20 protein-coding genes are annotated in these 26,285 nt (G+C 51.2%); 8 read left to right on the top strand and 12 right to left on the bottom strand.

Annotated features, from left to right (window positions below):
- From DXV75_RS01590 to hldE, 3 genes are all read right to left on the bottom strand, one after another.
- The gene (locus DXV75_RS01590) at positions 1-624 is read right to left on the bottom strand and encodes a hypothetical protein (protein WP_115591469.1); all 624 of its coding nucleotides are present in this window, start codon (positions 622-624) and stop codon (positions 1-3) included.
- A gap of 107 nt (positions 625-731) precedes the next feature.
- Positions 732-1,808, bottom strand: coding sequence for an XrtA/PEP-CTERM system-associated ATPase (locus DXV75_RS01585; RefSeq protein ID WP_115591468.1), 1,077 nt, complete (start codon positions 1,806-1,808; stop codon positions 732-734).
- Positions 1,809-1,877: 69 nt separating this feature from the next.
- Positions 1,878-3,314 (bottom strand): bifunctional D-glycero-beta-D-manno-heptose-7-phosphate kinase/D-glycero-beta-D-manno-heptose 1-phosphate adenylyltransferase HldE, encoded by a 1,437-nt coding sequence (gene hldE / locus DXV75_RS01580; RefSeq protein WP_115591467.1) that lies wholly within the window; start codon positions 3,312-3,314, stop codon positions 1,878-1,880.
- A 26-nt stretch (positions 3,315-3,340) separates the two neighbouring features.
- Between hldE and DXV75_RS01575 the strand changes: the two genes are divergently transcribed.
- Positions 3,341-3,709, top strand: a complete 369-nt coding sequence (locus tag DXV75_RS01575) for a GIY-YIG nuclease family protein (RefSeq protein ID WP_115591466.1) — start codon at positions 3,341-3,343, stop codon at positions 3,707-3,709.
- 21 nt (positions 3,710-3,730) lie between these two features.
- On the opposite strand, the gene DXV75_RS01570 is transcribed toward DXV75_RS01575, so the two are convergent.
- On the bottom strand, positions 3,731-4,648 hold the full coding sequence (locus DXV75_RS01570; protein ID WP_115591465.1) for a DUF350 domain-containing protein: 918 nt from the start codon (positions 4,646-4,648) through the stop codon (positions 3,731-3,733).
- A 147-nt stretch (positions 4,649-4,795) separates the two neighbouring features.
- Here DXV75_RS01570 and glnE point away from each other — a divergent pair, with 147 nt between their 5' ends.
- Entirely contained in the window at positions 4,796-7,696 is a 2,901-nt protein-coding gene (gene glnE / locus DXV75_RS01565) for a bifunctional [glutamate--ammonia ligase]-adenylyl-L-tyrosine phosphorylase/[glutamate--ammonia-ligase] adenylyltransferase (RefSeq protein WP_115591733.1), read from the top strand.
- On the opposite strand, the gene DXV75_RS01560 is transcribed toward glnE, so the two are convergent.
- From DXV75_RS01560 to DXV75_RS01530, 7 genes are all read right to left on the bottom strand, one after another.
- Positions 7,693-8,313 carry a TcpQ domain-containing protein gene (locus tag DXV75_RS01560; RefSeq protein WP_115591464.1) on the bottom strand — a complete coding sequence of 207 codons (621 nt, stop codon included), beginning with the start codon at positions 8,311-8,313 and terminating at the stop codon, positions 7,693-7,695. The genes glnE and DXV75_RS01560 overlap by 4 nt on opposite strands.
- 102 nt (positions 8,314-8,415) lie before the next feature.
- A complete protein-coding gene (gene lpxL / locus DXV75_RS01555; protein WP_115591463.1) occupies positions 8,416-9,345 on the bottom strand; it encodes an LpxL/LpxP family Kdo(2)-lipid IV(A) lauroyl/palmitoleoyl acyltransferase in 930 nt (309 codons plus the stop codon).
- Positions 9,346-9,433: 88 nt separating this feature from the next.
- The gene (locus tag DXV75_RS01550; RefSeq protein WP_115591462.1) at positions 9,434-9,691 is read right to left on the bottom strand and encodes a DUF3081 domain-containing protein; all 258 of its coding nucleotides are present in this window, start codon (positions 9,689-9,691) and stop codon (positions 9,434-9,436) included.
- 110 nt (positions 9,692-9,801) lie between these two features.
- On the bottom strand, positions 9,802-10,362 hold the full coding sequence (locus tag DXV75_RS01545) for an outer membrane beta-barrel protein (RefSeq protein ID WP_115591461.1): 561 nt from the start codon (positions 10,360-10,362) through the stop codon (positions 9,802-9,804).
- Between the two features lie 20 nt (positions 10,363-10,382).
- Positions 10,383-11,570, bottom strand: coding sequence for a hypothetical protein (locus tag DXV75_RS01540; protein WP_115591460.1), 1,188 nt, complete (start codon positions 11,568-11,570; stop codon positions 10,383-10,385).
- A gap of 3 nt (positions 11,571-11,573) precedes the next feature.
- Positions 11,574-12,371, bottom strand: a complete 798-nt coding sequence (locus DXV75_RS01535; RefSeq protein WP_115591459.1) for an outer membrane lipoprotein-sorting protein — start codon at positions 12,369-12,371, stop codon at positions 11,574-11,576.
- Positions 12,364-14,640 carry an efflux RND transporter permease subunit gene (locus DXV75_RS01530; protein ID WP_342767296.1) on the bottom strand — a complete coding sequence of 759 codons (2,277 nt, stop codon included), beginning with the start codon at positions 14,638-14,640 and terminating at the stop codon, positions 12,364-12,366. Before DXV75_RS01530 ends, DXV75_RS01535 begins: the two co-directional genes overlap by 8 nt.
- Positions 14,641-15,109: 469 nt before the next feature.
- On the opposite strand from DXV75_RS01530, the gene DXV75_RS01525 reads away from it, so the two are divergent.
- The 4 genes from DXV75_RS01525 (at position 15,110) to DXV75_RS01510 (ending at position 21,862) form a co-directional block, all read left to right on the top strand.
- Positions 15,110-17,359 carry an acyl-CoA dehydrogenase gene (locus DXV75_RS01525; RefSeq protein WP_115591457.1) on the top strand — a complete coding sequence of 750 codons (2,250 nt, stop codon included), beginning with the start codon at positions 15,110-15,112 and terminating at the stop codon, positions 17,357-17,359.
- A 148-nt stretch (positions 17,360-17,507) separates the two neighbouring features.
- On the top strand, positions 17,508-19,529 hold the full coding sequence (locus DXV75_RS01520) for a putative bifunctional diguanylate cyclase/phosphodiesterase (protein WP_245953083.1): 2,022 nt from the start codon (positions 17,508-17,510) through the stop codon (positions 19,527-19,529).
- 5 nt (positions 19,530-19,534) lie between these two features.
- A complete protein-coding gene (locus tag DXV75_RS01515) occupies positions 19,535-20,128 on the top strand; it encodes a thymidine kinase (RefSeq protein ID WP_115591456.1) in 594 nt (197 codons plus the stop codon).
- Between the two features lie 111 nt (positions 20,129-20,239).
- Complete coding sequence (locus tag DXV75_RS01510) at positions 20,240-21,862, top strand: serine hydrolase (protein ID WP_245953082.1); 1,623 nt, start codon at positions 20,240-20,242, stop codon at positions 21,860-21,862.
- 48 nt (positions 21,863-21,910) lie between these two features.
- Here DXV75_RS01510 and DXV75_RS01505 read toward each other — a convergent pair whose 3' ends face one another.
- Positions 21,911-22,921, bottom strand: coding sequence for an alpha/beta hydrolase-fold protein (locus DXV75_RS01505; RefSeq protein ID WP_115591455.1), 1,011 nt, complete (start codon positions 22,919-22,921; stop codon positions 21,911-21,913).
- A gap of 533 nt (positions 22,922-23,454) precedes the next feature.
- On the opposite strand from DXV75_RS01505, the gene DXV75_RS01500 reads away from it, so the two are divergent.
- Positions 23,455-24,987 (top strand): S10 family peptidase, encoded by a 1,533-nt coding sequence (locus DXV75_RS01500; RefSeq protein WP_425451666.1) that lies wholly within the window; start codon positions 23,455-23,457, stop codon positions 24,985-24,987.
- A 255-nt stretch (positions 24,988-25,242) separates the two neighbouring features.
- The gene (locus DXV75_RS01495; protein WP_181898318.1) at positions 25,243-26,196 is read left to right on the top strand and encodes a Solitary outer membrane autotransporter beta-barrel domain; all 954 of its coding nucleotides are present in this window, start codon (positions 25,243-25,245) and stop codon (positions 26,194-26,196) included.
- Positions 26,197-26,285 lie beyond the last annotated feature (89 nt).

The raw sequence follows: 26,285 nt of genomic DNA, 5'->3' as shown, positions 1-26,285 counted from the left end.
TCAGCCCCCTACCCGTGTATTTACCAAATACACAAAATCTCTGACCAGCTCTGCGCCGATGGCGGCCAGCCGCTGGCTGATATTCTGCCGGCTGGTATGCAGCTGCTGTGCAAGTACACGATGCTCGGCAAAGCCACTTTCCAGGTACGAGTGTAACAACTGCTTCTGGCTTGTTGTCAGCCTGCCAAGCAGATGACTGAGAAACTCACACAGCAACCCCATCTCCTCATCTCCTGAGCCACCGCAAATTGCGACATGAATACTGCCACGGGCCGCTCTATCGAGGTTACGCCCGGAGCACACATAAGCTTCTCCAAGCGCCGAACGGGGGCCACTTTCCGATACAGTCCCTTCACCGTACGCCAGTGATAATGTGCAATCGGCTGGCGTTTCCAGCCCCACGCCGGCACCCAGCGCAAGTTTGAACTGCAGTGCTGCGTTCAGCGCGGGTTGCGGCTCGGGAAACATCAGTTGAAACGCATCGCCGCGATAGCCATAGCCCTGGGCCCCGTATTTATCGGTACAATCAGCAATAAAAGTCTCTACAGCCTGTACCGAGCGGTTAAAATCCGGCTGCGACATTTTGCTTGAATGCACTAGATCGCCAGTTAGCACAGCAATCATCGTCTTCCTTTCTGACAGAGTTTTTTTTACTGTAGTTGCTCCATGACTACAAGGCAACCTTATTTAATTGCATAAAAAAAGGCAATCATATTAGATTACCTTTCTTACTACTGATCTTCATCGGATTTCAGTCGCACGTAAGTGCGGTATTTCTTTTTCAGCAGCTTGTCAATGTACTGGGTCAGCTTGATTTTGTGGCTGATGGCATCATCCAGTGCATCAACCAGTTCACTGAGCATCGCCTTATAATATTCGGCATCCTGTATCTCATTACCATTGGGAGTCAGGAGCTTCTTCGCCGGTTTATGGGTTCCCTCTGGTACGCTCACTTCAATCTCTTCCGCTTCATCAGCAACTGAAGGTTTATCCGGAACAAACATCTCTTCTCTGACCTCGTCGATTACGGCATTCACCGCTTCCTCAGTCAGAACTTCAAGTTCTTCAAGAAAACCGAACAACAGGATCCGGTCCATCAGAGTATTGATTTTCCGTGGCACTCCACGGGTGAACTGATAAATGCGCTCAAATGCAGCGTCAGCAAACAAAGCGTCGCCATTCCAGCCGGCATGTTGCATACGGTATTCAATGTAGGCGCGGGTTTCTTCCTGGGTCAGAGGAGCAAGGTGACAGGACGCCACAATGCGCTGACGGAACTGCTCCATATTGGGTGCCCGCAGTATCGGCTGAAGCTCTTCCTGCCCCAGCAGGAAACTCTGCAGCAACGGCTTTCCTTTCTGCTGGAAATTGGAAAGCATGCGCAATTCTTCTATGGTTTCCAGCGGCAAATTCTGTGCTTCATCAACCAGCAACAAGGCTCGCTGGCCCCGCTGACTGAGGGTAAACAGAAACGTTTCCAGCTCATCAAGAATGTCTGCCTTACTCTTGCCGGCGGTATCAAGCTCAAATTTGGCCGCCACCATTTTGACCAGTTCATCAGGAGTAAGTTTTGGGGTGACAATTTGCGCCGCCACAATATCGTCCTGAATGTCCGCCAACAGGCTGTTGGCGATGGTAGTTTTTCCGGTACCAATATCACCGGTAATGACAATAAAGCCTTCCGCCTGAGACAAGCCATACTGCAAATAGGACATGGCCCGCTTGTGCCACTTACTGGCAAAGAAAAACGCCGGGTCCGGCGTCAGCTGGAACGGTTTGGAGTCCAGTCCATAATAACTTTCGTACATAGTGATACCGCTAATGCTTAATGTGGCAACTTCCTTTGGTGCTAGCTTATCCTAAAGCATGCACAGGGGCTATGCCTCTTTGTGCTGGTTTTGCACAATACGTTCAATGATGCCCGTGGTAGAAACTCCTTCTTCAAAATGCAACACCTTGACTTCACCGCCATTTGCCAGCACCTCACGGCCGCCAGCAATGTCTTCCACCCTGTAGTCGCCGCCTTTGACCAGCACATCAGGTAGCAGGCGGGCAATCAGGCGCTGTGGAGTGTCCTCTGAAAACGGCACTACCCAGTCAACCGAACTCAGGCCTGCCAGCACAGCCATACGTCGCTGCACTGAATTCACAGGTCGTCCGGGCCCTTTCAGACGCGAGACCGACTCGTCCGTATTCACCGCAACAATCAGGCGGTCACCCAATGCTCCGGCGGCATCAAGATACGACACGTGACCGGCATGCAGGATGTCGAAACACCCGTTGGTCATCACTACTTTTTCACCCCGCTTGTGCGCCTGCTCCAGTGCCAGAGCCAGCTGTTCCTCGGTCATCACTCCACCATCCAGGTGTGTAGACTGATGCCCAAGCGCGACCGCCAGTTCGGTGGTAGACACGGTAGAAGTACCCAGTTTGCCCACAACCACACTGGCCGCCAGATTCGCCAGAACACAGGCATCCGACAAGGCCACCCCGGTGGCCATACATACTGCCAGCGTAGACACTACGGTGTCACCCGCGCCGGTCACGTCATAAACCTCCTTGGCCTTGGCGGGCAGATGAAAGGCTTCTTTGCCGGACTCGAACAAGGTCATCCCCTGCTCCGAACGGGTCAGCAGCAGCGCCGGTAACTCCAGGGCATCGCGGCAGGCCTCAGCCTGCGCAATCAGGGTTTGTTCATCTCCAGCTTCGCCCATTACCCCGGCCAGTTCCGCCATATTGGGGGTTATAAGGGTTGCCTGACGATACTTGTCAAAGCTGCTGCCCTTGGGGTCAACCAGAATTGGCTTGCCATGCTGTCGCGCCAGTTGAATGAGCACCTGGGGATCACTCAGACAGCCTTTGTTGTAATCTGACAGCACCACCAGATCAGCCTCCTGAACGGCCGTTTCAAAAGCGGAATAAAGCGCTGACTTATCGTCATCGGCAAAGCTCTTTTCAAAATCAAGCCGCAGCAATTGCTGATTGCGGCTCATCACCCGTAATTTGGTAATGGTGTCCTGGCCTTCAATGGCGAAAAAATCACAGTCAATGTCAAAGCTGGCGAGGCGACTTTTCAGAATTTCAGCATTTTCGTCCCTACCGCACAGGCCCATCAAACGGACACTGGCACCAAGTGTGGCCACATTGATTGCCACATTGGCTGCACCGCCGGGGCGATCTTCACTTTCGCGAATGTTCACAACCGGCACCGGAGCTTCGGGAGAAATCCGTCCGGTCCCGCCACTCCAGTACCGGTCGAGCATCAAATCGCCGACAATCAGGATTTTGGCCTGGCTGAAATCTGGTAGAATCATAATTTTTCTTCAGTACCTCAATAAAATTGCCAAGAAGTATAACAGCCAAATCATCAGAAGCAGAAACCCGCGCCACGGCGAGCTGGTATCTTTACCTGCTGCAAACCCGAACAGGCCAGCTGTATACGGGCATCACAACGGACCCGGTACGGCGCTTTCGTCAGCACAGCGGTGAAATAGTTGGAGGAGCAAAATCATTGCGCGGAAAGGGGCCGCTGGTTATGCAGGCGGTTTTTCAGAGCACCGACCGTTCTCAGGCGTCGGTTTGGGAAGCGCGAATAAAATCGCTTTCCCGAGTGCAAAAACAGGCTCTGATTCTCGGACAACACCCAATGAACTCTGAACTGACCAACGTCACACATCAATTTCAGACAACGCCAATACCAGAGGTCTGAAGCTTCAAACCGTACTGTTTGTCAGAGTAAAAATTCCAGAACGCCATTAACAACCAGGGCAATACCAATACTGAGGGCAAACCCCAGCGATGCCACTCCGACATTGTGCTGGTGATCGACTTCCTGACGATAATTCATGCCAAAAAGAATGATCTTCTTGCTTAACAGCACCGTCAACTGAAGGGCAAATGCCAGACACACGCTCACTACCAGCCAACCGGTAATATTGCTGACGTAACCCGCCGGGTCGTAGACCAGTAACCTGGCAGCAGAGGTGACAATGGTGGCGGTACCCAACAGATTGCCGGTATGATCAATTGCCAGCGCCAACTGACCTTTTCGCAACGCCCCCTGAAACGAATCGTTCTGGTTCTCGCTGGCATAGCGGGCCTCGTAAAATCGGGTCATAACAAGCAAAATGGCAAGCACAACCATAAAACCGGTGGTAACCGCAATAATGGCGTTGAGGTTGCTGCCTTCCACCCACAGCATGATACTGCGCAAAATGATGGCACTGGCGACCAGACTGGCTGCATCTACAAGCGCTACACTCACGCTGCGTTCGGAGATCATTTCCATGGTATCCAGCCGGTTGAGTACCAGCTTGTCGTGTGCAAAACGACCGAACTTCACCAGCACAATCCCAACCACTCCAAAGGTCAGCATGCCAAGCGCTGCATTCTGATAGCCATGCCCAATGTGGCGACCCACGGCCGATGCCAGTACGATGCACAAGGAAAGCATTCCCCCGGCGATGCTGATGCCGAAGGCAAAATTGTCTTTTACCCCCAACTCTTCGGTCACCGACCCCATATCCTTTCTGAACATTCGGGTCAGCCATTTCATCGCCACCAGCAACATAAGCGCCAGTGCAAGATCAATTGCCAGATAGACCCACATATCGTGTGGCAGGGTAACCAGCTTTACGAGGTTTTCCATCGCTAATAATTCCTCATGTCTTTTATCTGCGCAGAACCGACGTTGACGGCGCTGGAGAGCAAGTTGAAACTGTGCCAGACTCAACAGGCTATGCCATACAGGCAAAGCCTTGTAATTTATTCACTTAACAGACTTTTCGTTGGTATTATGCCTACGCTGCAAAGAAATAACAGGATTATGATTGAGCGTGGCGCTCAGTTCTGGCAACGTTTTTGCGATGCCATGGGTGGCCATTCTGCGCTGCTTTCCCACAGCAATTTACTCACAGAAGTATTTGGCCTTAGCGAGTTTATTGCCGAACAGGCCATCCGCCACCCTGAGTGGGTGACGGAAATTATTAGCCAGGGCGAGCACCTCTGCCACAATCACAGCAGTTATGCCGAACATTTAAGGCAGTCTTTATACGGCATCGAGCACGAAAACGACTTCCATCAGGCCCTGCGACATTTCCGGCACCGGCATATGATGAGTATTGCCTGGCGTGATCTTACCAACGTTCAGATCATCGAAGATTCCCTCAAACAGGTTTCCGAACTCGCTGACGCACTGATCCTGGAAGCTTACCAATGGCTATACCAACGCCATTGTGAACACTATGGCACGCCTGTTGGCGAGCACGGCCCCCTGCCTATGCTCATCCTGGGGATGGGGAAACTCGGCGGCAGGGAACTCAACTTTTCATCTGATATTGACCTGATTTTCAGCTTTCCCGCCAAAGGCCACACTGAAGGCAGCCGCAAGCCCATTGAAAACCAGCAATTCTTCAACCGGTTGGCGCAAAAGCTGATTTCGGCACTGGCAAAAATCACCGCTGACGGCCAGGTCTTTCGGGTTGATATGCGGCTACGCCCGTTTGGCGAGTCCGGGCCCTTGACCATGCACTTTGCTGCGCTGGAAGATTATTACCAGGAGCAGGGCCGCCACTGGGAGCGGTTCGCAATGGTCAAAGCCCGAATTATGAACCCTCCTGACGCCTACACTGAAGAACTTGAGGATATACTCACGCCCTTTACCTTCAGGCGCTATCTGGATTTCACCACCATAGACGCGCTGCGCTCCATGAAACAGCTGATTGCCCGGGAAATAAGACGCCGACGCCTGGCCGACAATATCAAGCTGGGTGCGGGCGGGATCAGGGAAGTGGAGTTTTTTGCCCAGAGCTTTCAGTTGATTCACGGTGGACGCCAACCACAACTGAGAACCCAAAGTGTTAAGGCAACCCTCGAGGCACTGGAAAAACTGAACCTGATAGACCAGGCTACCCTGAACACCCTGTATGCTGACTATTGTTACCTGCGCAAAGTAGAGCACACCCTGCAGCAATGGCGTGACGAACAGACCCAGACCCTGCCCGACGAGGAATGGGGTCAGGAAATTGTATTTACCGTGTGCAAAGAGCCGGATTACACTGCCTTTTACGCTAGTCTGCATCGGGTAATGGCGCAAATACATGCCCAGTTCAACCAGTTAATCGAAGAACCCCAGGAAAGCCGCGGGCACAACGATGAACTGTTCGTAAAATGTCGCGATGCATGGCAATTGGGTCTGGATGAATCCGAATTTACCCAGCTGATGAGCCCACCGCTTAGCGAAGCGGCAGCAGCAAAGTGTTATCACCAACTGCTCGCCTTCCGCCAGCAACTCAGGGCCTACCGCATGGGTGAGCGGGGTGAGGAAACCCTGCATAAACTTATCCCCGAATTGCTGTATGTACTGACCTGTCAGCTCCCCGAACAGGCGGGGCAGGTTCTTGGCCGGGTACTGGATGTTGTCAATGCGGTTACCGGAAGAACCACCTACCTGGATCTGCTACTGGAAAATCCTGACGTTCTGCAACAGCTGGTGAAGCTGTGTCATCACAGTGGCTGGATTAGCGAGCAAATCCAGCGTTTCCCCTTGTTGCTGGACGAGTTACTCACTCCCTTGTACCTCCAGCAACAGAATGCCGACATCTTCATTAGCAAGCAGCATTATCAGGATGAACTTCGTCAAACTCTGTTGCGGATTGAACCCGAAGACACAGAACTACTGATGGATAGCTGGCGACAATTCAAACTCTGCCAGCAGCTTCGCATTGCTGCCAGTGACATCAGTGGTTCCCTGCCGGTGGAAGCGGTGAGTGACAAACTGACAGTACTGGCTGAAGTGGTTCTCGACAGCGTCATTCATGAAGCCTGGCGGCAGGTTTCTGACCGCTTCGGCATACCGGACCACCTCAATACCGGAGCCCAGGAATGCCCCGCTGCTGCCAATACCGGCTTTGCCGTAATAGGTTATGGCAAGCTGGGGGGCTATGAGCTCGGATATGGCTCGGACCTCGACCTGGTGTTTTTGCACAATGCGCCGCGCACGGCCAATACCACCGGCAGCAAATCTGTCAGCGCACAGCAGTTTTATATCAAGCTTGCCCAACGCATAATGCACCTGCTCAACACCACCACCCTGTTTGGTCAGTTGTATGAAACCGATCTGCGCCTGCGGCCATCCGGCAACTCAGGGCTGCTGTGTTGTCATATTGATGGCTTTGAACATTATCAGCGGCACGAAGCCTGGACCTGGGAACACCAGGCGCTGGTTCGGGCCAGGAGTATCACAGGTGACAAAGCCTTACTCGCTACTTTTGATTCAATCCGACATCAAACCCTGAGAGCAAAAAGAGCGCGTTCAGAGCTGCAAAAAGATGTGGTCTCCATGCGCGAAAAAATGCGTGCCCACCTGCTGAACAACAAAGAGGAAGGCGTTGACCTGAAACAGTGTGAAGGGGGCATTACCGACATTGAGTTTCTGACCCAGTACTGGGTACTGGCCTATGCCGATGAACACCCAACCCTGACCCGATACAGTGACAATTTACGGATTCTGGATGCTGTTGGAGAGGCCGGCCTGTTGCCAGGGGAAGAAGTAACACAATTGCAACAGGGTTATCTAAAGTTGCGGGACCATTACCACCAGCTCACTCTTGCGGAGCATAAATACGCCTCAGATACGGAGGTATTAAGCCAAATCCGCCAGCGGGTTTCGGAAATCTGGCAACAGGTATTGGGTTAGCCCGCGGTGATGCGGTTGCAGTTTTCTTTCAGGAACGGCGTACTCTCGACGGTCACCACCAGGGTACGCTGACCAGGGCAGACAAAGGCCTTAACCTCACCGTCAAAATTACTGTCAATCGCAGATGCAATTTTAGCCAGCGAGCCGGCAATGGTGTTGTCCATCTGAAAATGATGCTTGATGACAAAATCTTCCCTGAGATCCCATATCAGTTGCATACCTTCCTGCTGGGCATAATCTGACATGGCTTCCCGCAGGGTATTACCGGCTTTGAAACTGCGGTGCTTGTGTTCCCCTACCCACCGGTGATTGGCGGGGCGCAGGTCACTGGACATATCCTGGAGCTGCGACTCCAGGTTCTGCTCAGATTCACTTAATTCAATAACAAAATCACCGCCGTCTTCCTCGATTTTCTGCGATGAAGAATGGCGGAACTCACGGTAAAAATCCGACAGCCCTTTGGCAATCGACTTTTGTTCCGGAGCGCCTTCCGGCAACGGGCGGGCATCATTAGCCTGCTTCATCTGAATAAGCACACCGGCAATGATCACCAACAACAGAGCCAGGGCAATATGTCTGGCCCAGAACAGAGTATTGGAATAGCCTTTTTTCGCCATAGAATTCAATTAACCACTACTGCCTATCTCAGCGAACTGCAATATTTCGGGGAATCACCATTTATACCTTATCGGCCAGACTTTACAAAGCATGAAGTACATTCAGGCATATAACGATGGGTCATCCTCATTCGGACGGGTTTTAAACCGTTTGTGCATCCACAAATAGCTTTCCGGCTGTTCCAGCACAATTTCCGCAATGCGCTGATTCAACAGGGTCAAGGCCGCAACATCGTCCATTTCTCCCAACTCGGGCATGGGAGGGTAAATCTTAATCTTGTAACCTCGGGCGGTATACTGTGAAGAAATCAGCATAGGCACACAATTGGAGCGGCGGATGAACATCAGCGTAGCGGTAGTGGTGGCGGTATGCTTTACCCCACCAAATGGCACAAAAATGCTTTGTGCGCGACCGTAATCCTGGTCGGGAAGATAGAGACACAATTCCTGATGATCCAGAGCAGACAATAAGGCACGGGAATTGCGCTTGTGGATCATATATTTATTGGATTTAGCGCGGCCATGATACTGCAGGTAATCCATCAACGGGTTATTGTGCTTGCGATAAAACCCAATACTCGGGTGAATGTAACCGATGCCCCGGCAGCCGAATTCCAGGTTCACATTGTGCAGCGCCATGCCGAACACGCCCTTACCTTGCGCCAAAGCCTGTTCCACATGCTCATAACCTTCAACCTCGGTTATCCGCTTAACCCGCCAGGCCGGCCACCACCACCCCATGGCCGTTTCAAACAGAGCCATACCGGTGCGACGGAGATTTTCCTTTACCAGCGCATCTTTGTCGCTTTCGCTCATATACGGGTAACACAGTTCGATGTTCCGGCGGGCAACGGCGGCCCGCTTTGGGGCTATCCAGCCAATAAGACGCCCGAACCCCGCCCCCAACCAGCGAATGAGTGGTAAGGGTAACCATATCAGCAAATACAAAATTCCGGCACCTAACCAGACCGGCCAGTAGCGGGGGCCAAGAAAGGCCAATTTGAACTGTGGAGGTTTGATTGCTTGAGACAACGTCGACTCATCCTGAAAAAATTTGCCGTATTGTAGCGTCAGATCCCGGACAAGCCCACCTTTGCAACGCCGGCATACCGCAATTCCCTCAAGTTTCGCGATCGATTTGCCGGAGTTTTTTCTCGAAGCTCTCGAACTGCGCCTGGGATTGGTAATCGAAATTGTACTGATTATGAAAACCAAACTGCAATTTTACAGTCGCATCTTCGATAAACAGGGTGTACCCATCCAGATCAGTGAAGGCAGTTACCCCATTTAGCACATACTTGTCGCCCTGTTTTTCACCGTGCTGCCGGATCTTTTCAAACACCCTCAGAACAAACTTGCTGTCGAGTTCGTTTTTCATTGTAGTTCCTCCTGTAACCGGCACTGATATCAGCGTGACGAATAACATTTAAGTGTAGGCCATCAAAACCGATCCGGGCACCATACATCCGGTACCTCACAGGAAAGGGTTCAGTTGAAGTTGTACCTCAACCCAACCGTCACCACATTGGCTTTGAAATCCTGTTGGCCACGCGCATGACTGAACTCCAGACGCACCATGGAATTCATGCTGAGCTGAAAATCAAACCCAACCCCAACCAGGGCAGCAGCAATCCCTTCGTCGTAATGGCAGGTATTCGCCAGAGTCCCCGGCTCCCCTCCCTGCCGGCAGGTCCCGTCTGGCAGGGAGCCTTGTGCAGTCAGCACATCGGCGTTCATAACGCCCAGTTTGTAATACAGCTCACCCCAAGGGCTGCCCGCTTTTCCGAGCATCGCAAGATACAGCGCGTCGGCTTTCATGCCGCTCTGCGAATCGAGCCCATCTACCAGCGACTGATAACCAAATTCCAGATACCACTGAGACAGAAACTGATGCCCCATTGCAAACTGATAATGGGGTTGCTGCTCCGATAACTCACCAAATTCCACATCGGCATACCCACTACTGAGCACACCATACATGCGCTCGGTTGCCTCTACCTGGACGTTCACTCCCAACGCCAGTGCCACAGCGGCAATACGTTTAAACATGATTTTTCCGAACAAATAAATTAAAAGAAATATTCCAGGGTCAGTTGAATGTGATCGTCCCTGCGCAGGTAAAAATAGGTATCCGTTTCATCGTCTGATGACAAAAAGTAGGCGTCAAGTTTCCAGCGCCACTGGTCACTCATGCGGCTGGACGCTTCCACAAAGCCACTGTATGTGGCCAGTTCATCCAAATCCTGCACATAACCTGCGAGTACTTCGGTACCATCCAGGTCGTTGAAAACCCAACGCAGGCCCAGCATGAGATCATTTTGCCCGTTAGCAAAGAAGTTATCAGTGCGCTCATCGAACTGGTATTCCATCAGAACCCCCAAATCATGGGAGGTATCGAACACCCCCACACTGGTGCGCTCAAACCCGGCCACCAGAGCGGTAAAATCTTCACTTTGCCCGCGGCGGTGAATGGTTTCCAGTTTCAGTAACCAGGCGCCCTGCACTTTCAGCACGTCCAGCCCGAACTGTTCCACCTGAGCGTAATACGGTGTCACACTTTCGGAATTCTGGGCCAGAAATAACAATTCGGGCTCCCGGGTGGTACCGTCAAAATACGACACGCCCACTTCCCAGTCACCAATGCTGTTCTGCCAGCGTAAAGCGTAATCCAGATGCTGCTGCTCATCGTCAGACTCATACAGCGCCGCATCGGCATCAATCGGCAGCGGAGGTCTCAGACGACCATCGGTGCCAGCAAAGGTACGTTCACGAAAATAAGGTAACAGAAATCCGGATACGGTGCCCCAGTCGCCAAATACCCTGAGGTTAACCATTGGCTGACCCAGCTTGTCTTCACCATCCAGTGATTCGACAGCATCGGTCTGATTGATTATATCCACCAGGTGCAGGGACTCGGTCTGCCCCCAAAACACTTTGCTGACTCCAACCCGACTCTCCCAGTTGTCACCAACGTGCAGCCATACCAGCTCCCGGATATCCCCATGGGTGCGCTCACTGTCCTGTTGGTCGAGCCTCACAAAGGGCTTCACCACCAGGCTGTCGATCCCGTCGTTCCACTCTGTGTAGAGCTCCGGTTCAATGAATAGCGACACCTGCATGCGTTCCTGGCCGGAATACGCTGCATCCTGGAGAAAGTAGCGATTTTCCAGCCCGGAAAGCCCGCCAAGTTCCCATTCGGCCCATACCTGGCCACTGGCGAGGATCAGCCCCGCACTGATAATTTTCCTTAAAAACACGACTTATCGCGCCCTCCTGAGGCTGTTTTTATCAAAATCCGACTCATCCAGCCCCACTTTAAACTCGAGGGAATGAGTGACCAGTTTGGTGGATTTATTGGTTTGCAAATTGAACATGTAACTGGTTTTTGGCCGCCAGTATTTACCGATGTACAACTCATAGTCCTCAAATTCCAGGATTTTGAGGGCCGCTCCCTTACGGTCAAAAAATTCGGCTTTACGCACCCGGTAGTGGGCCTTGTCGATCCAAACCAGCTGTCTGGAGTAACCTGAGAACTCATCTTGCGGAACCTGCTCAATCACGTACACATCATCGCCGTTGAATTGATCATCGCGAATAAAGCGGTAGGAGAATTTTTCCACCTCGAAGGACGTCATATCCTCAAACGCAAATTCACTGCCCATAAACGGCCCGGATTTATTTCGCGAGGCAATGCGTTTTACCCGTTTAAGTGCCGGCAGGTAAATCCACTGCTCATCTGGCTCGCTGGCATGTGAAAAACTTAAAAATGCGGTGCCACTTACGTCTTTTGGTGAATCAAAGATAGTCAGTGCTTTGTCACCATCGTCACGTACTTCCAGAGTATTAACTCGCATATCACGGGTCGCTTCCTGGCCCTGGGCATTGCGCAGGATCATGGTCATTTCGGCCACCGAATTGTCCCACCCCCGATCTCGGGCCTTGCGTTCCTGGGCAATTCTAAGCCCCTCTGTCTGAGCGTCATCGGCCCTGACCAGATTGCCGGTCATCAGCGCCAATAAAATCAGACACGCGCTCCAGCTGGCGCAATATTTACCCATAGTGCTCTCCGTTAGAAACCTGCCGGTCCCGATCCAGCCACATCAGGAATGCAGGCAGAAAAATCAGGTCCACCAGCAATGCTGCAACAATAATGATCAATGTCAACAGCCCCATGTCTGAATTAAGGGCAAAATCCGACAGTGTCAGCACACCGAATCCAGCCACCAACACCAGTGTGGTCGTAGTCAGGGCCAGACCAACCGTTTCAAAAGCGTAATGAATGGATTCAGAAACACGTTTTTTCTGGTTTCGGGCAATCTGGTACTTGGACAAAAAGTGCACTGTGTCGTCAACAATAATACCCATCGTCATGCTCAGCACCACTGAAAGGGCCATATTGATCTGGCCGGATAACAGCCCCCACATACCAAACCCGACCAACGCCGGCAATAAATTAGTAAACAGGCTCACCAGCCCAAGACGCCAGGATTTAAGGGCCAGCACTATCAGGCCAGAGATCAATATCAGCGCCAGCACTGTACCCCACACCATACTTTGCATATTGCGCTCGCCAATATGTGCAAACATCAAAGGTGGGCTTGCCGCCTCAACCCGCAAGCCCGGGGCGTTCTGCACAAACCATTGCCGGGCCTGGGTCTCGAAAGCGGTAAACTCGTTGCTGCCCAGGTTGCTCATCACCGCCACAATCCGCAGCGCGGATTTATCGATGTCCAGCTGATTGGTGAGATCCAGACCGTAGGGTAATGACATTTCGTACAGCAGCAGATATTGCGACGCCAGTTCCCGGTTCTGTGGCAGCCGGTATGCTTCGGCCTCGTCGTTGTGCATATTCATGCTCAGGCGCTTCATGGTATCCGAAAACGTCAGCACATGATGGACCTGAGGCTGGTTGCGCAGCCACCCGGCAAACTGGTCAACACTGGCCAGTACTTCTGGCTCGGTAACGCCGTAGGGTTCATTGGTGTAAACGACAAAATCCACATTCGACATGCCGCCAAGATAGCGCTCCTGAACATCCACTGCCTGACGGAACCGGCTGTCCGGATCGAAGTATTTAACCGCGATATCGTTGAGTTCATTGTGAGAGGCAAATCCACCGGCGACCAGCACAATCAATGCTGAATAGGGCAAAATCCGTCGATAATACCGGGTGACCCATTGTCCACCACGACGAAAAAATGCATGCTTGCCCTCATCCTTTTGTGCCGTGTTAACCGGCATAAGCATCAGTAAGGCGGGCAAAACCGTCAGCGATAGCAGGCACGCAATCATAACGCCTGCAGCAGCCATATTCCCCAGGTGCGCCAATATCGGTACAGCCGAAAAATTCAGCATCACAAAACCTATCGCGGTGGTAATGCTGGTAATAAGGATGGGTTTGATATTGAGGCTGAGACTCTCAAGCAATGCCTGTTTGCGATTGAGGCCCTTGCCCAGAAAATAACGCAGGCCGACAATCACATGAATGCAGTCAGCCACCGCCAGCGTGGTTACCATAGTTGGCACGTTCACTGTCGCGGTACTCAGATAAATGCCATACCAGCCAGCTCCGCCCATCACAATCACAATGGTGCCCACAACTACTGTCAGCGTCGCCAGGGCTGCCGCCCACGAATGGGTAAGAATGGCAATCATGATAATGATCAAAAGATACATCAGGGGGATCAGGGTCTGGGCATCGTTTTGCGCAGCAACAGCGAAGGCATCATTCATGATCACCATACCAACCAGGTATATTCGGTGATTGGGGTAATCCTGCTGGTAGCGGGTTTGCAAATCCCTGGCGAATGCGGCTATTTCGATCACTTCCTGGGTTTGGTCACCATCCGGCAACTGGATAGTTGCATTGATCACTGCCACATCACCGTTCTCCGACACCAGCCGGCCCTTAAGTTCCGGGCTACCGGAAACCACAGATTCGACCCAAAGGACCTGTTCCTCTGTTGCGCGACCAGACAGAATAAGGTCGGTAACCACCAGATCGTCATCTTCCGCATAGGTATGCTGGTAGTTTGAGAGCGACTCAACACGGGTGGAGAGCGGAAGTTGCCAGGCGTCGTGCGTGAGGTCGTGGATCAGGCTGAAGGATACCGGATCGTAAATGGTGCCGGATTGAGGGACTATCAAAAACGCCACATTTTCGCTTTTATTGAAAATGTTCTGCATTTCCTCGAATGCCAAACGCTGTGGGTTGTTGGGTTCAAAAAATACTTTGTAGTCACCGCGAAAATAAAGATTTTTGGCGCCAAGACCAATCACCAGACACAGTACTACAAACCCGAGCAAACCTGTTTTGGGCCGATTCAAAAAAACTGTGATCCAAGCGGGTACTGCCACCATGCTCCAACTCTGCCTTATTGCTCAATTAACTAACGTCTAGGGCCTGTTGATCTTTAGTGTTCAATTTTGCAACAAATTGTCGTGCATTTCGGGTTCACTCTGAGTGCTTCCATGGCTGCGTTGTTCGTCATTTACTTAGCTGACTAAGCTTCATGACTCTCGCCTTGCCCTGAAAACACTCAGAGAGAACAAATTTCGAACAGCAAAGATCAACAGGCCCTAGAGTGTATCCGTTTATCATTCATAAGTATAAGTAGCCCAAACGAAAATCCTCCTGATCTTACGTCAAACAAAAAGGTCTCCGGCTCAGGGCTCGCTTCATGCTAGACGCATTCGCCCCACGTTTTAACGACTTTGTAACGGAATATTTGATCTTTTTTTAAAGTCATCGTAGTATCACTTCACACAACTGGTCAGATGAGCGGATGAGTTTACAATGAGTATCAGAACAAGTTTAAAAAAAGTCCTTCCTCCTATTTCGATTACCGAGCAAGAAGCTCTGGACGCAGGAGATATTTGGATTGAATCTTCCATCTATCAGGGCAAACCTGATATGCAGGCACTGCGTAATGTCCCGCAGGCCAAACTCAGCGCCGATGAACAGGCGTTCCTGAATGGCCCTGTAACCGAACTGCTTGCCATGATTGACGATTTTGAACTTGGCAACGGCAAGCACATCCCTCAGGAAATTCTCGATTTTCTGGGTAAAAACCGTTTCTTCTCGATGATCATTCCGAAGAAATTCGGCGGTCTTGAATTCAGCCCGTACGCCAACTCCACCATTGTTGCCACCATCGCCGCCAAAAGCGGTGCCCTGGCAGTGACTGTGATGGTACCGAACTCACTGGGCCCGGGCGAACTGCTGATGCATTACGGAACCCAGGAACAACAGAATTACTGGCTGCCACGTCTGGCCGTTGGTCAGGACATTCCATGCTTCGCGCTAACCAGCCCCGAAGCAGGCTCTGATGCCGGAGGCATTCCGGATGCTGCAATTGTTACCAAGGGCGAATGGAACGGCGAAGAAGTCATTGGGCTTTCTGTGAGCTGGGACAAGCGCTACATCACCCTGGCACCGATCGCAACTGTGCTGGGTCTGGCATTTAAAGTCTTTGACCCCGAGCATCTGTTGGGTGACAAGCTGGAGCTGGGAATTACCTGTGCCCTGCTACCAAAATCACACCCTGGTGTGGAACTGGGCAACCGCCACGACCCAATGGGACAACGTTTCTACAACGGTACAACCCGAGGTAAAGACGTGTTCATTCCGATGGATTTCATCATTGGTGGCCAGAAGAACATCGGCCGTGGCTGGCAAATGCTGGTTAGCTGCCTGGGCGCTGGCCGGGGTATCTCATTGCCCGCGATGGGCGTTGCGACAGCGCAGTCTGCACTCAAAGGTGCGGCCGAATACTCTTTCGTGCGTGAACAATTTGGCCTACCTATTGGTCGCTTTGAAGGGATCCAGGGCAAACTTGCGGACATCGCCGGCAAAACTTTCCTGCTGGAAGCCATGCGGGTTCTGACCACTGAAGGTCTTGGGCTGGGCCTGAAACCTTCCGTTGTAACGGCAATTGCAAAATATCACATGACCGAGCTGGGTCGTGACGTGATGAATTCTGCGATGGACATTCAGGCTGGTAAAGCCATTCAGCGCGGCCCCCAGAATACCCTTGCGGGTGGCTACAGTGCACTGCCTATCGCGATCACGGTTGAAGGTGCCAACATTCTCACCCGTAACCTGATGATTTTCGGTCAGGGTGCCATGCGCTGCCATCCGTATTTGAAGGAAATGGTGGACCTGATCCACAGCAACGAGCCCAGTGCCGATGCTGAATTCAATACAGTCTTGCGCAAAACCGTTACCTTCAGCGTGAAAAATTCCCTGCGCAGCCTGGCTAAGAGCTATCTGCCATTTGTACGTGGCTGCGAATCCAGCATGCCGGAAGTCCGCAAATACGAAAAGCGCATCAACGCGTTATCAGCAAAGCTGGCACCGCTGGCTGATCTGTCTCTGGCAGTACTGGGCGGTGACCTGAAAAAAGCGGAGTTACTGTCAGCACGTCTGGGCGACGTCATGAGCTACCTCTACGGTGCCATGGCCGCTGTGCGCTTCTATGAGCAGCGTATCGAGGATCGCAAGTTGGCTAAACCGTATTTTGATTACGCCATGCAGTGGTCTTTGCAACAAGCTGAACAGGCGCTGGTAGATTTCATCAACAACTTCCCGAACGCAGCCACTCGCGGTCTGATGCGGGTATTAACCAATACCTACACCAACAGTGTCAGCAGCATCAGCGACGATTTGGTGCGTGAACTGTCACTGGCATCCATGCAGGACAACAGCGTTAAAGCGCAGCTGACTCATCTGGTTCGCCCGATTGAAGGTGATGGTAACCACATCAATGAGCAGGCCTTCAAAGCCAAACATGCGGTTGCACATCTGTTGGCCAAAGTTCAAAAAGCCCTGCGTCAAGAGCCTGTGGTGCCTTTCCTGTCATTGGAAAATGCCCTTAACAAGCTGACTGAGAAAGGTACTATCACCAATGAGGAAGCCGCTTTACTGCACGATTACAATGAAAAACGTAAACTTGCCGTGCGGGTTGATGAGTTTACCTTCGACATGGAATTGATTCCTGCATCTGATACAAAATCAGCTAAGGAAACCCAGCAACATGCGGCGTAAAGCTGTTTTTGAATATTCCCAAGGCGGTCAATGACCGCCTTTTTTGTACCACTTTGCCCCCCTGAGATTGAAATCCCAATTGTGATCCGCAAAAGATTGCTGTATTTTCAATTCATTAACATTTGAAACATGCAGTCAGGCCCCTTCTGTGCAGGTACGCTCCGGGACAATAAAACTCGACCATCATCTGGCTTCCAAAGACACTCTGGAACTGCTCTACGGTAACATTTTCACCGGAATGATCATGAGCTTTGTGGCCATGAGTGGGTTAATATTTGGGCTCCCGAATCCGCAAACTGCAACGATAAAATTTTGGTTCTGGGTAGTCACCATTGGCATCATAACACTGCGCCTGGTGGACGCTTTTCACTGGCAGACCCGGGTAAGAGATACCGACTACAATCCCAAATGGTCATTCCTGCGGTTTCACACCGGCGCCGTTGCTATGGCGTTCGTCTGGGCTGCGTACAGCATCACCCTGTTCAACAGCATGAACACCATCGAATTGGCTACTACCCTGGTTATTCTGAGTGCCATGGCTGCGGGCGCAGCAACCGTACTTGCGCCCAGTCGCACCCTGCTGATTTTTTACTGCAGCATGCTGATACTGCCGATTTCAATCCAGTCTGTCGTTAATTCAAAGGACGACTTTACCACCATTGGTGTGCTGGGCTTGTTATTTTGGGTATCGATGCTGTTTACCGGGTTCAAATCCAATAATTTCTTTCATAAAGCCATCAGACTGAAACATGCCAATAATGAATTGGTTCAGCAGATGAAAATCGAACGTAATGAAGTGCGTCGCATCAACGAAGATCTCCGGCGCAGCAATGAAAAGCTTGATCACATTAACGCCAGCCTGGAAGCGGAAGTCACCCGCAGAACCAATGAAATGCACCGGCTTTCCAACCGGGACCCGCTGACCCTGTTGCTGAATCGCCTGGGCTTCATACGGCAGTTGGAAGAAATCATCCGTACCACCGAAAAACTGCACAACACACTTGCTGTACTGTTTGTCGATCTGGACGGCTTCAAGCAAGTTAATGACAGCCTCGGCCACTGGGTGGGAGACAAGGTGCTGGTTGAAGTTGCCACCCGGCTCAAGCGCTTCTGCGATCCGGACCACCTCGCACGCTGGGGTGGTGATGAGTTTGTCATTGTACTTCCCTACGCCAATGAAGATACCGCCATTGCGGTTGCCCAGGCTGCTAGAAGTGGCATTTCCGACCCTATTATTGTTGAGGAAAACCAGATTTCACTGGATGCGTCCATCGGCATTGCACTGTATCCGGACCACGGTAAAACCGCTCAGATACTGATCCAGGAAGCGGATCTGACAATGTACAACCGAAAACGGAATGCCAGAGGCAGCGTGGGCGTCTTCAATCAGGCCATTTACCAGATGGCAAGAGAAGAGCAGGACCTTCGTGACGGCCTGCGTCGGGCCATAGAAAATGGCCAGTTGTTTGTAATGTTCCAGCCCATCCTCAGTGCAGCCAAAAGGCAACCCTGGGCCGTCGAAGCCTTGCTGAGATGGGAGTATGGTGATCGCAGCGTGCCACCGTCAGTATTTATACCACTGGCGGAGAAAACCGGCCTGATCCATGATATTGGTACCTGGGTGCTGCATAGGGCATGCATTGTCGCGGCCCAGTGGCCGCAGGAAAGCGAAGTGGCGGTTTCTGTCAATGTCTCGGTCATACAACTGATGGACGACCGCTTTGTAAATACCCTCGACAAAGTGCTGAAAAGCAGTGGCCTGGACCCTACCCGCCTGCATCTTGAGATCACCGAGTCTGTATTCGCAGACAACCGTGAAACGGTTGTCCGACAGGTAAATGCCATCAAGGCCCGTAAAGTTCAGATATCCATTGATGACTTTGGCACCGGATTTTCTTCCCTCAGCCAGCTGCAGTCCTTAAGTTTTGACCACATAAAAATTGATCGCTCTTTCGTACAGAAACTCGAAGAAGGCAGTGATACTATTATCCGGGCGACTTTGATGATCGCAAGAGAGTTTGGCTGCAAAACCATCGCCGAGGGGATTGAATCAAACGCTCATGCCGAGCGCCTGATTGAAATGGGAGTGGATTGTTTACAGGGTTTTCACTACGCACGGCCCCTCAGCGCTGAAGCAATCAGACAGTGGCTTGAAAATCAGAAACAGTAAACACCATGGCTCAACTCTATTTCTACTATTCGGCGATGAATGCCGGAAAGTCCACTTCGCTATTGCAGTCTGCATACAATTACCAGGAGCGGGGAATGCGTGCGCTGATATATACTGCAGCACTGGACCACCGCTACGAAGTCGGCAAAGTGACCTCACGAATTGGTCTGCAGGCTGACGCCCTATTATATTGCCGCGACGACAATCTGTTCGAAGCGGTGCAAAACCAACTTCAGAGTGCTCCATTGCACTGCGTATTTATCGATGAAGCCCAGTTTCTGACCAAAGCCCAAGTTCGGCAACTGGTGGACATTGTCGACGACCTCCATATTCCTGTACTCGCCTATGGCCTGCGCACCGATTTTGTAGGTGAAACCTTTGAGGGGAGCCATTACCTTCTGGCCTGGGCAGACAAACTGTTCGAACTAAAAACCGTCTGCCACTGCGGTCGAAAAGCCAATTTCGTAGTACGCCTGGACGTTAACGGAGCCCCACTGACCGCTGGTGACCAGGTAGAAATTGGTGGCAATGACCGCTATGAGTCCATGTGCCGAAAACACTTCAAAGCGCTGGCATGGCCTGAAAAATCCGGAATCTGACCAACGTCATTGCTGATCTTCAGCCGCAGTATTACTCATGCACTTTCTGCCCGGTAGTTGACTTTCGATTGCTGACACGCAACAGTAGCAAGTCACACTATGAGGGGCACAATGTTTAATAAAATCAAACGATTCAATAATTTTTCCGGCATCACAGGGCTGCTGGCCTGTAGTGTCATGCTCGGCGTATCCCCTGCGAATGCCAGCACATTGCCCGCCTCCCTGAATGACTTGCCCGAAGTTATCGAGCAGGCACTTGTTCAGTTCCATACTCCGGGAATGAGTGTGGGGGTAGTCAAGGACAATCAAGTCGTCTATCTGCAAGGGCACGGTTTACGCAGTATTGAAGACCGTCTGCCGGTAACACCGGAAACCTATTTTCGTCTGGCATCCGTGAGCAAGGCCTTTACCGCTACCGGAATTGCCCTTTTAGCTGAAAGCGGTGACCTCAACTGGCAGCAGCGAGTAACCGATCATTTAGCGCATTTTCAAATGGCAGACCCTTGGGTAACCCGGGAATTCACTGTTCTGGATTTGCTTACACACCGAAGCGGCCTCGCATCCGGCGCTGGCGACAGCATGTTGTGGCCAGAACCCAGTGGATTCAGCCGCGAGGAAATCATTCATAATCTGCGCTATCTGACCCCAAAAACCAGTTTCAGAAGTGCGTATGCATACAATAATGTGATGTACATTACCGCGGGAGAAGTGATTGCCAGCACTACGGGGGAAAAATACCAGGACTTTATCGACAAACACATTTTTGCTCCCTTGGGCATGCACTGCTTTGCCGGTGATGTCCCTCCATCGGCACTGGTCAATCATGCCGTAAGCTTTGGATTCAGTGAGCAAAGGGGGCAGTACGCCATTCCCCGCAACCAAATCCGTCAGCAGGGCCTGGTGTCGGCCGCCGCAGGAGGCCTTACCTGTAACGCCAAAGAAATGCTGAAATGGTTGTCCATGTGGCTTAACGGTGGAAAGCTCCCCGATGGTAAAGCCTTTTTATCCTCTGACAGCATAGAGTTTATGTGGTCCCCCCAAACCCTGCTGCCCATTTCGGATATAGACCGGGCCTGGGATGAAACTCAGTTTAGTGCTTATGGAATAGGTTGGCGTCTGGCCGACGTTCTCGGTCACAAAGTGATATCTCATACCGGCACACTTTCCGGCTATCAAACCTACGTTACACTGGTTCCGGAACTAAACCTGGGGGTGGTGTTGCTGAACAATGGTTCCAATTATGGTGCCCGGGGTGCTGTAATGCAAACCATCCTCAAGGCTTATATGGGTAAACCCAAACCGCCAGCAGCAGAAAACTGGATAAGCGCCTATTCCGCATTACAGCAGCACAATAAGGTGCTTAGTCAGGAACGGGAAATTGAACTGGCCGGCAGCGGCCACGTGGTGCTTGAACTGCCACAGTACGCAGGTGAATTTGAAGACCAGTGGTTTGGTGCATTCAGGATAAAATACGCAAGCCAAAAACTCACCATTGAATCTGAAAAAATGCCCATGCTAAGCGGCTTTCTTGAGCCTTTTGACGATCACCGGTTTGTGATTCGGTGGCACAACCCGAATGCGGCAGATGACGCCATGATCCTGTTTGACGTAAGCCCACAGAGAACGGTAACGGGTTTTACGCTGGCTCCGTTCAAAGCGACGGTACCTGAGTATCACGAATACAGCGACATGTACTTCAAACCTGTTGCGGGCAACAATACTTCAGCAGAATAACCGCCCAGAGTGGTGGGATTTCACCACTCTGATGGCTACTATCCCGTATCAGGGATCGCCTGGGAAACACCCTTCCATAAAGCTGTGTATCCAGTCACCATCCCTTGCCATCACCTCATCGAACACATGGTGATTCACTCTGCGGTTCTCAGGCAGTTCAGGGTCAAGTTCAGGATGTGGACGGCGTGTCATCTCAAGACCCAATTCGTCCAGGCGCTCTACGAAATTCTGGTACCAGGGATATAACCCTCCCTGTATTACAGCGAATTTGGGCAAACGGCTGGGATCCTGCCTGCTGGCCCAACGCTGATAAACTTCGGCGATATAAAAAACGCTATTGCGTTTGAGATAGATCTCATTTTCCTCAAAGTAGTTCTCCCAGGTTACCGGCTCCAGAAAGAGTGTTTGAGACTCGGTGATCAGAGAACCATCTGCAGAAACAATACAACCGAACATCCGCGGATAACGAAAGCCATAAAGAAAGGCACCAAAGCCACCCATTGAAAACCCAGCAATGGCACGATTCCTTGCGCCTCTTCGCACTGGATAATTGCGCTCTATATAAGGAATAAAATCCCGAATAAAAGCGGTTTCCACCTGATAATCGTTACCGTCAAAAGTCTCTTCGCCGTTTTCACACCCTGCAGGACACTTGTCCCCCGGGCAAACATTACGAAAAACCCGGGTACTGGGAGGAGGGCACTGCAACTCTCCCGGCAGCATGTTAGCCCACATGGTGACCGGCGCCCCGGCATACATATACACCAGAATAGCTTCCTGCATTAACCCCTGGGCTACGGCATCCTGATAAAACCTGTGGCTGTAATAACCCATTCCCGAATTCTCAAAGGCATCGTCAAGCACCCTCCCCCCCTTGCCGTGTAACCAGTAAATCACCGGGAAGCGCTTTCCTTCGGCCGCGGACTCGGGGACGATGATCCGGTACTGAATTTCCATATTCGTGTTTAGCGCTTCACTTCGGGGAACAGTAAGCAACTCATCCAGCGTATTGGCCTGCAGAGTGGCAGTGAATAACAATGCGAACAATAAAAATTTCATACAGTCTTCCTGAAGTAACGTGGGGCGGCCACAGGATACCGTGAAGCCTCTGCCAAAAAACGTGCCGCTGAGATAACCCGGACCTTGGCATGCTGTGCGGAAAACAGCAGCAACAAACTCTATTCGTTAACCAATCTAAAAGATTTTGCGAGGTAAGATTAAACACTTGCCGGGCTCGAAGTGGCCCGTTGAAAAGACACGCTAAATTAAGAATACATCCAGAACAATGAATTTCAAGCGACCTCAAATGCAACAAAAAACACTTAAAATTCAAAAAATTAGTTTAATATAGTAATGTTTTATTATGAGTTAGCCAGATGAAATACACCTCGGCTCTCAAAAATACAACTTTTATACTAAACCCAGTGTGCAGTATTGCGTGGCTAACGATGGTTGGTCCGGACACCGGTCCGGAAAAATTCAAACAATAGCGGGCGATTAAACACAATGTATTGTCACTACAAAAGGGCAAGTTTTCAGATCTGGGCCTGTTTGGTATAAAATTCGCCGCAAAATAGCCAAGGTACCCAAACATGGTCAGGAATTACCGCTTCCTCAGTGTCATGATGACATTTTGTATTTTTCTTGTATTGCCCGCCCAGGCTGAATTACAGAACAGCTCTCGTGAAATTGAACCGCAAACCGAAGTAACAACCGAGCATAAAACCACCATCCGCGGGAAAAAGATTCCCTACACCGCAACAGTAGGCACTCAGCCGGTCTGGAATGCCGACGGCGAGGCCGTTGCCACGCTCCACTATACTTACTACCAGCGTAGTGATGCCCAAGACACCACCACTCGCCCTCTGATGATCAGTTTCAATGGCGGACCGGGTTCCGCTTCAGTCTGGATGCACATTGCCTATACTGGCCCAAAGTTACTGAACATTGATGATGAGGGTTACCCTCTCCAGCCTTATGGAGTCAAGTCCAACCCCTATTCCATTCTTGATGTTGCCGACATTGTGTATGTAAACCCGGTGAATACGGGCTACAGTCGGGTGCTCAAAAATAAGGACGGCGATGCCATGAGCAAGGAAGAGCAACAAGCAATGTTTTTTGGTGTCAATGCTGACATACAGTATCTCGCAGAGTGGATAAACACATTTGTCACCCGCAACAACCGATGGCGCTCACCCAAATATCTGATCGGTGAAAGTTACGGCACAACCCGGGTATCCGGTTTAGCTCTTGCACTGCAAAATCAGCAGTGGATGTATTTAAATGGTGTCATCCTGGTCTCTCCTACCGGGTTAGGTATCAAACGGGATGGCCCGGTGAAAGCCGCGAACCGTCTACCCTACTTCGCGGCCACAGCCTGGCATCACAATGTGCTTGCTCCCCAGTTTCAGGCCATGGAACTGGAATCTTTTCTCGCCGAGGTAGAAGAATTTACGCTGAAGGAATTGCTGCCTGCACTTGCAAGGGGAGGGTTCATTCCCGAAGTTGAAAAAAAGAATATCATCAGCAGGATGTCAGCCTATTCCGGCTTGTCCGAGCAGGCCATTGCGCAAAACAACCTTGATGTAAGCCCCCAGTTTTTCTGGAAGGAACTGCTGCGGACAGAAGGTAAAACCGTAGGCAGGCTGGACAGCCGCTATCTGGGAATGGACCGTCAGGATGCAGGTACCCAACCCGACTATAATGCAGAACTGACATCGTGGCTGCACGCCTTCACACCGGCTATCAATTATTACCTGCGTGAACAGCTGAACTTCAAAACCGATATAAAATACAACATGTTTGGCAATGTGCATCCATGGGACCACAACGACAATCACAGCGGCGAGGATTTACGGCAGGCCATGGCGGCCAACCCCTACCTCAAGGTTATGATCCAGTCCGGCTATTACGATGGCGCAACCAATTACTTTGATGCCAAGTACACCCTGTGGCAGCTGGACCCCAGTGGCCGCATGAAAGGCCGTATGAGCTTCAAAGGCTACAGAAGCGGCCATATGATGTATCTCCGCAGACAGGATCTCGAAACATCCAATCAGGACATACGGGATTTTATTCTCTCCAGTTTACCCGCAGAGGGACAACCGGCCCGATACGCCCGTTAACCAAAAATGAACCTATGGCCTCATTCGGGGCCATTTCCTCCAGCTCGAGCTCATTGTTTTTGCGCACACCATTATTCTCGCGATGCCGCTCAATCCCTCTACACTATTAAATGCCACTTGTTCGCCCGATTGAACTGGTGTGACGGTTTCATCTTTAATATGTTTGACGTTCTGTAAGATAGGGAAATTATGCATTACCAATGGAGATTTTTCTTCGCGATTTGCCTGCCCGGTTACTGGATTGGAGTTTCCGCTATGGCCTCAACCCCCGAAATCAGCGAATTGCAGCGCCAGTTTACCCCCTTGGTTCAAAAGGACCTGTCAGAAACCCTGGTCACTGCCTCTCTGCTGAGCGATGACGAAGTCATGCAACTTGGCGTCTGGGACTTCGACCCAAATCGCTTACTGGGAACCGACAACGATGAATTTGGTTCCGATGAAGCCCGGGCAATCAGAGATTCACTGAATCAGGTCAGCCTTCCATGGAACAAGCTTTGGTTGCAGACGGAAAACGGGGACCAGATTTCACTTACCGGAAAATTTGCCGCGTTGCAGGTTAAACAGCGAGTTCAGCTTGATCGGGAGTCCAGAGATTTAGCGGAACATCGGGTTTACAGTGCTCACTTGGGCGTCTCCTATCTCAAAAATTTCACCGACCACTGGCAGGGTCAGGCCAGGTTTAGCGCAAGCTGGATGCACTACGAAAACACTTTCGAGTTTATTTCTCCGCTTGCCAAAGCGTTCAAGCCGGTCATCAATGGGGTATTCTCCAATTACGACGTTAACGCACTGATGTTCGAACCCACTATTCGACTGAATTACCGTTGGCAGGGGCGCAATACTCGATACCGCCTTTTTTCCGCCTGGCATTATCTTTTTGGCCAGACAATCCATGCAGATATCGACGCTCACGATGTGCGTCCCCATGCCTGGTACTGGTCAAACGGCATCGAACTCAGCCGCCCTGTTTTTCGCGACACAAACAGCAGCCAACAACTGTGGTCCAGGTTTTCCCGGGTTAACGTAGGCGGTTACCTGTCAGAGCCTACAGGCAGTTCACACTATTACGAACTGGGTGCCGGCTGGCTGATCAACACACCTAAATTTGGCAATTACGTTACCAATCTGGGCGTGGGCATCAATCTCAATTATGGCAGTACCCTGAAGGGAGGCACTTTGGTTATTCTCTATAATATTGGTGCCTTTTGAACCACCTGACCCATTCGCGCAGGGACAGGGCAAATAAAATCGGCCCGGAACTACGACAGCCGGTACACATGATCTACTATAAGCACACA

It is taken from the genome of Alteromonas aestuariivivens (assembly GCF_003367475.1).
Taxonomy (GTDB): domain Bacteria; phylum Pseudomonadota; class Gammaproteobacteria; order Enterobacterales; family Alteromonadaceae; genus Alteromonas; species Alteromonas aestuariivivens.
Note: the sequence above shows the minus strand (reverse complement) of the source record. Positions and strands in the feature narration are given on the sequence as shown.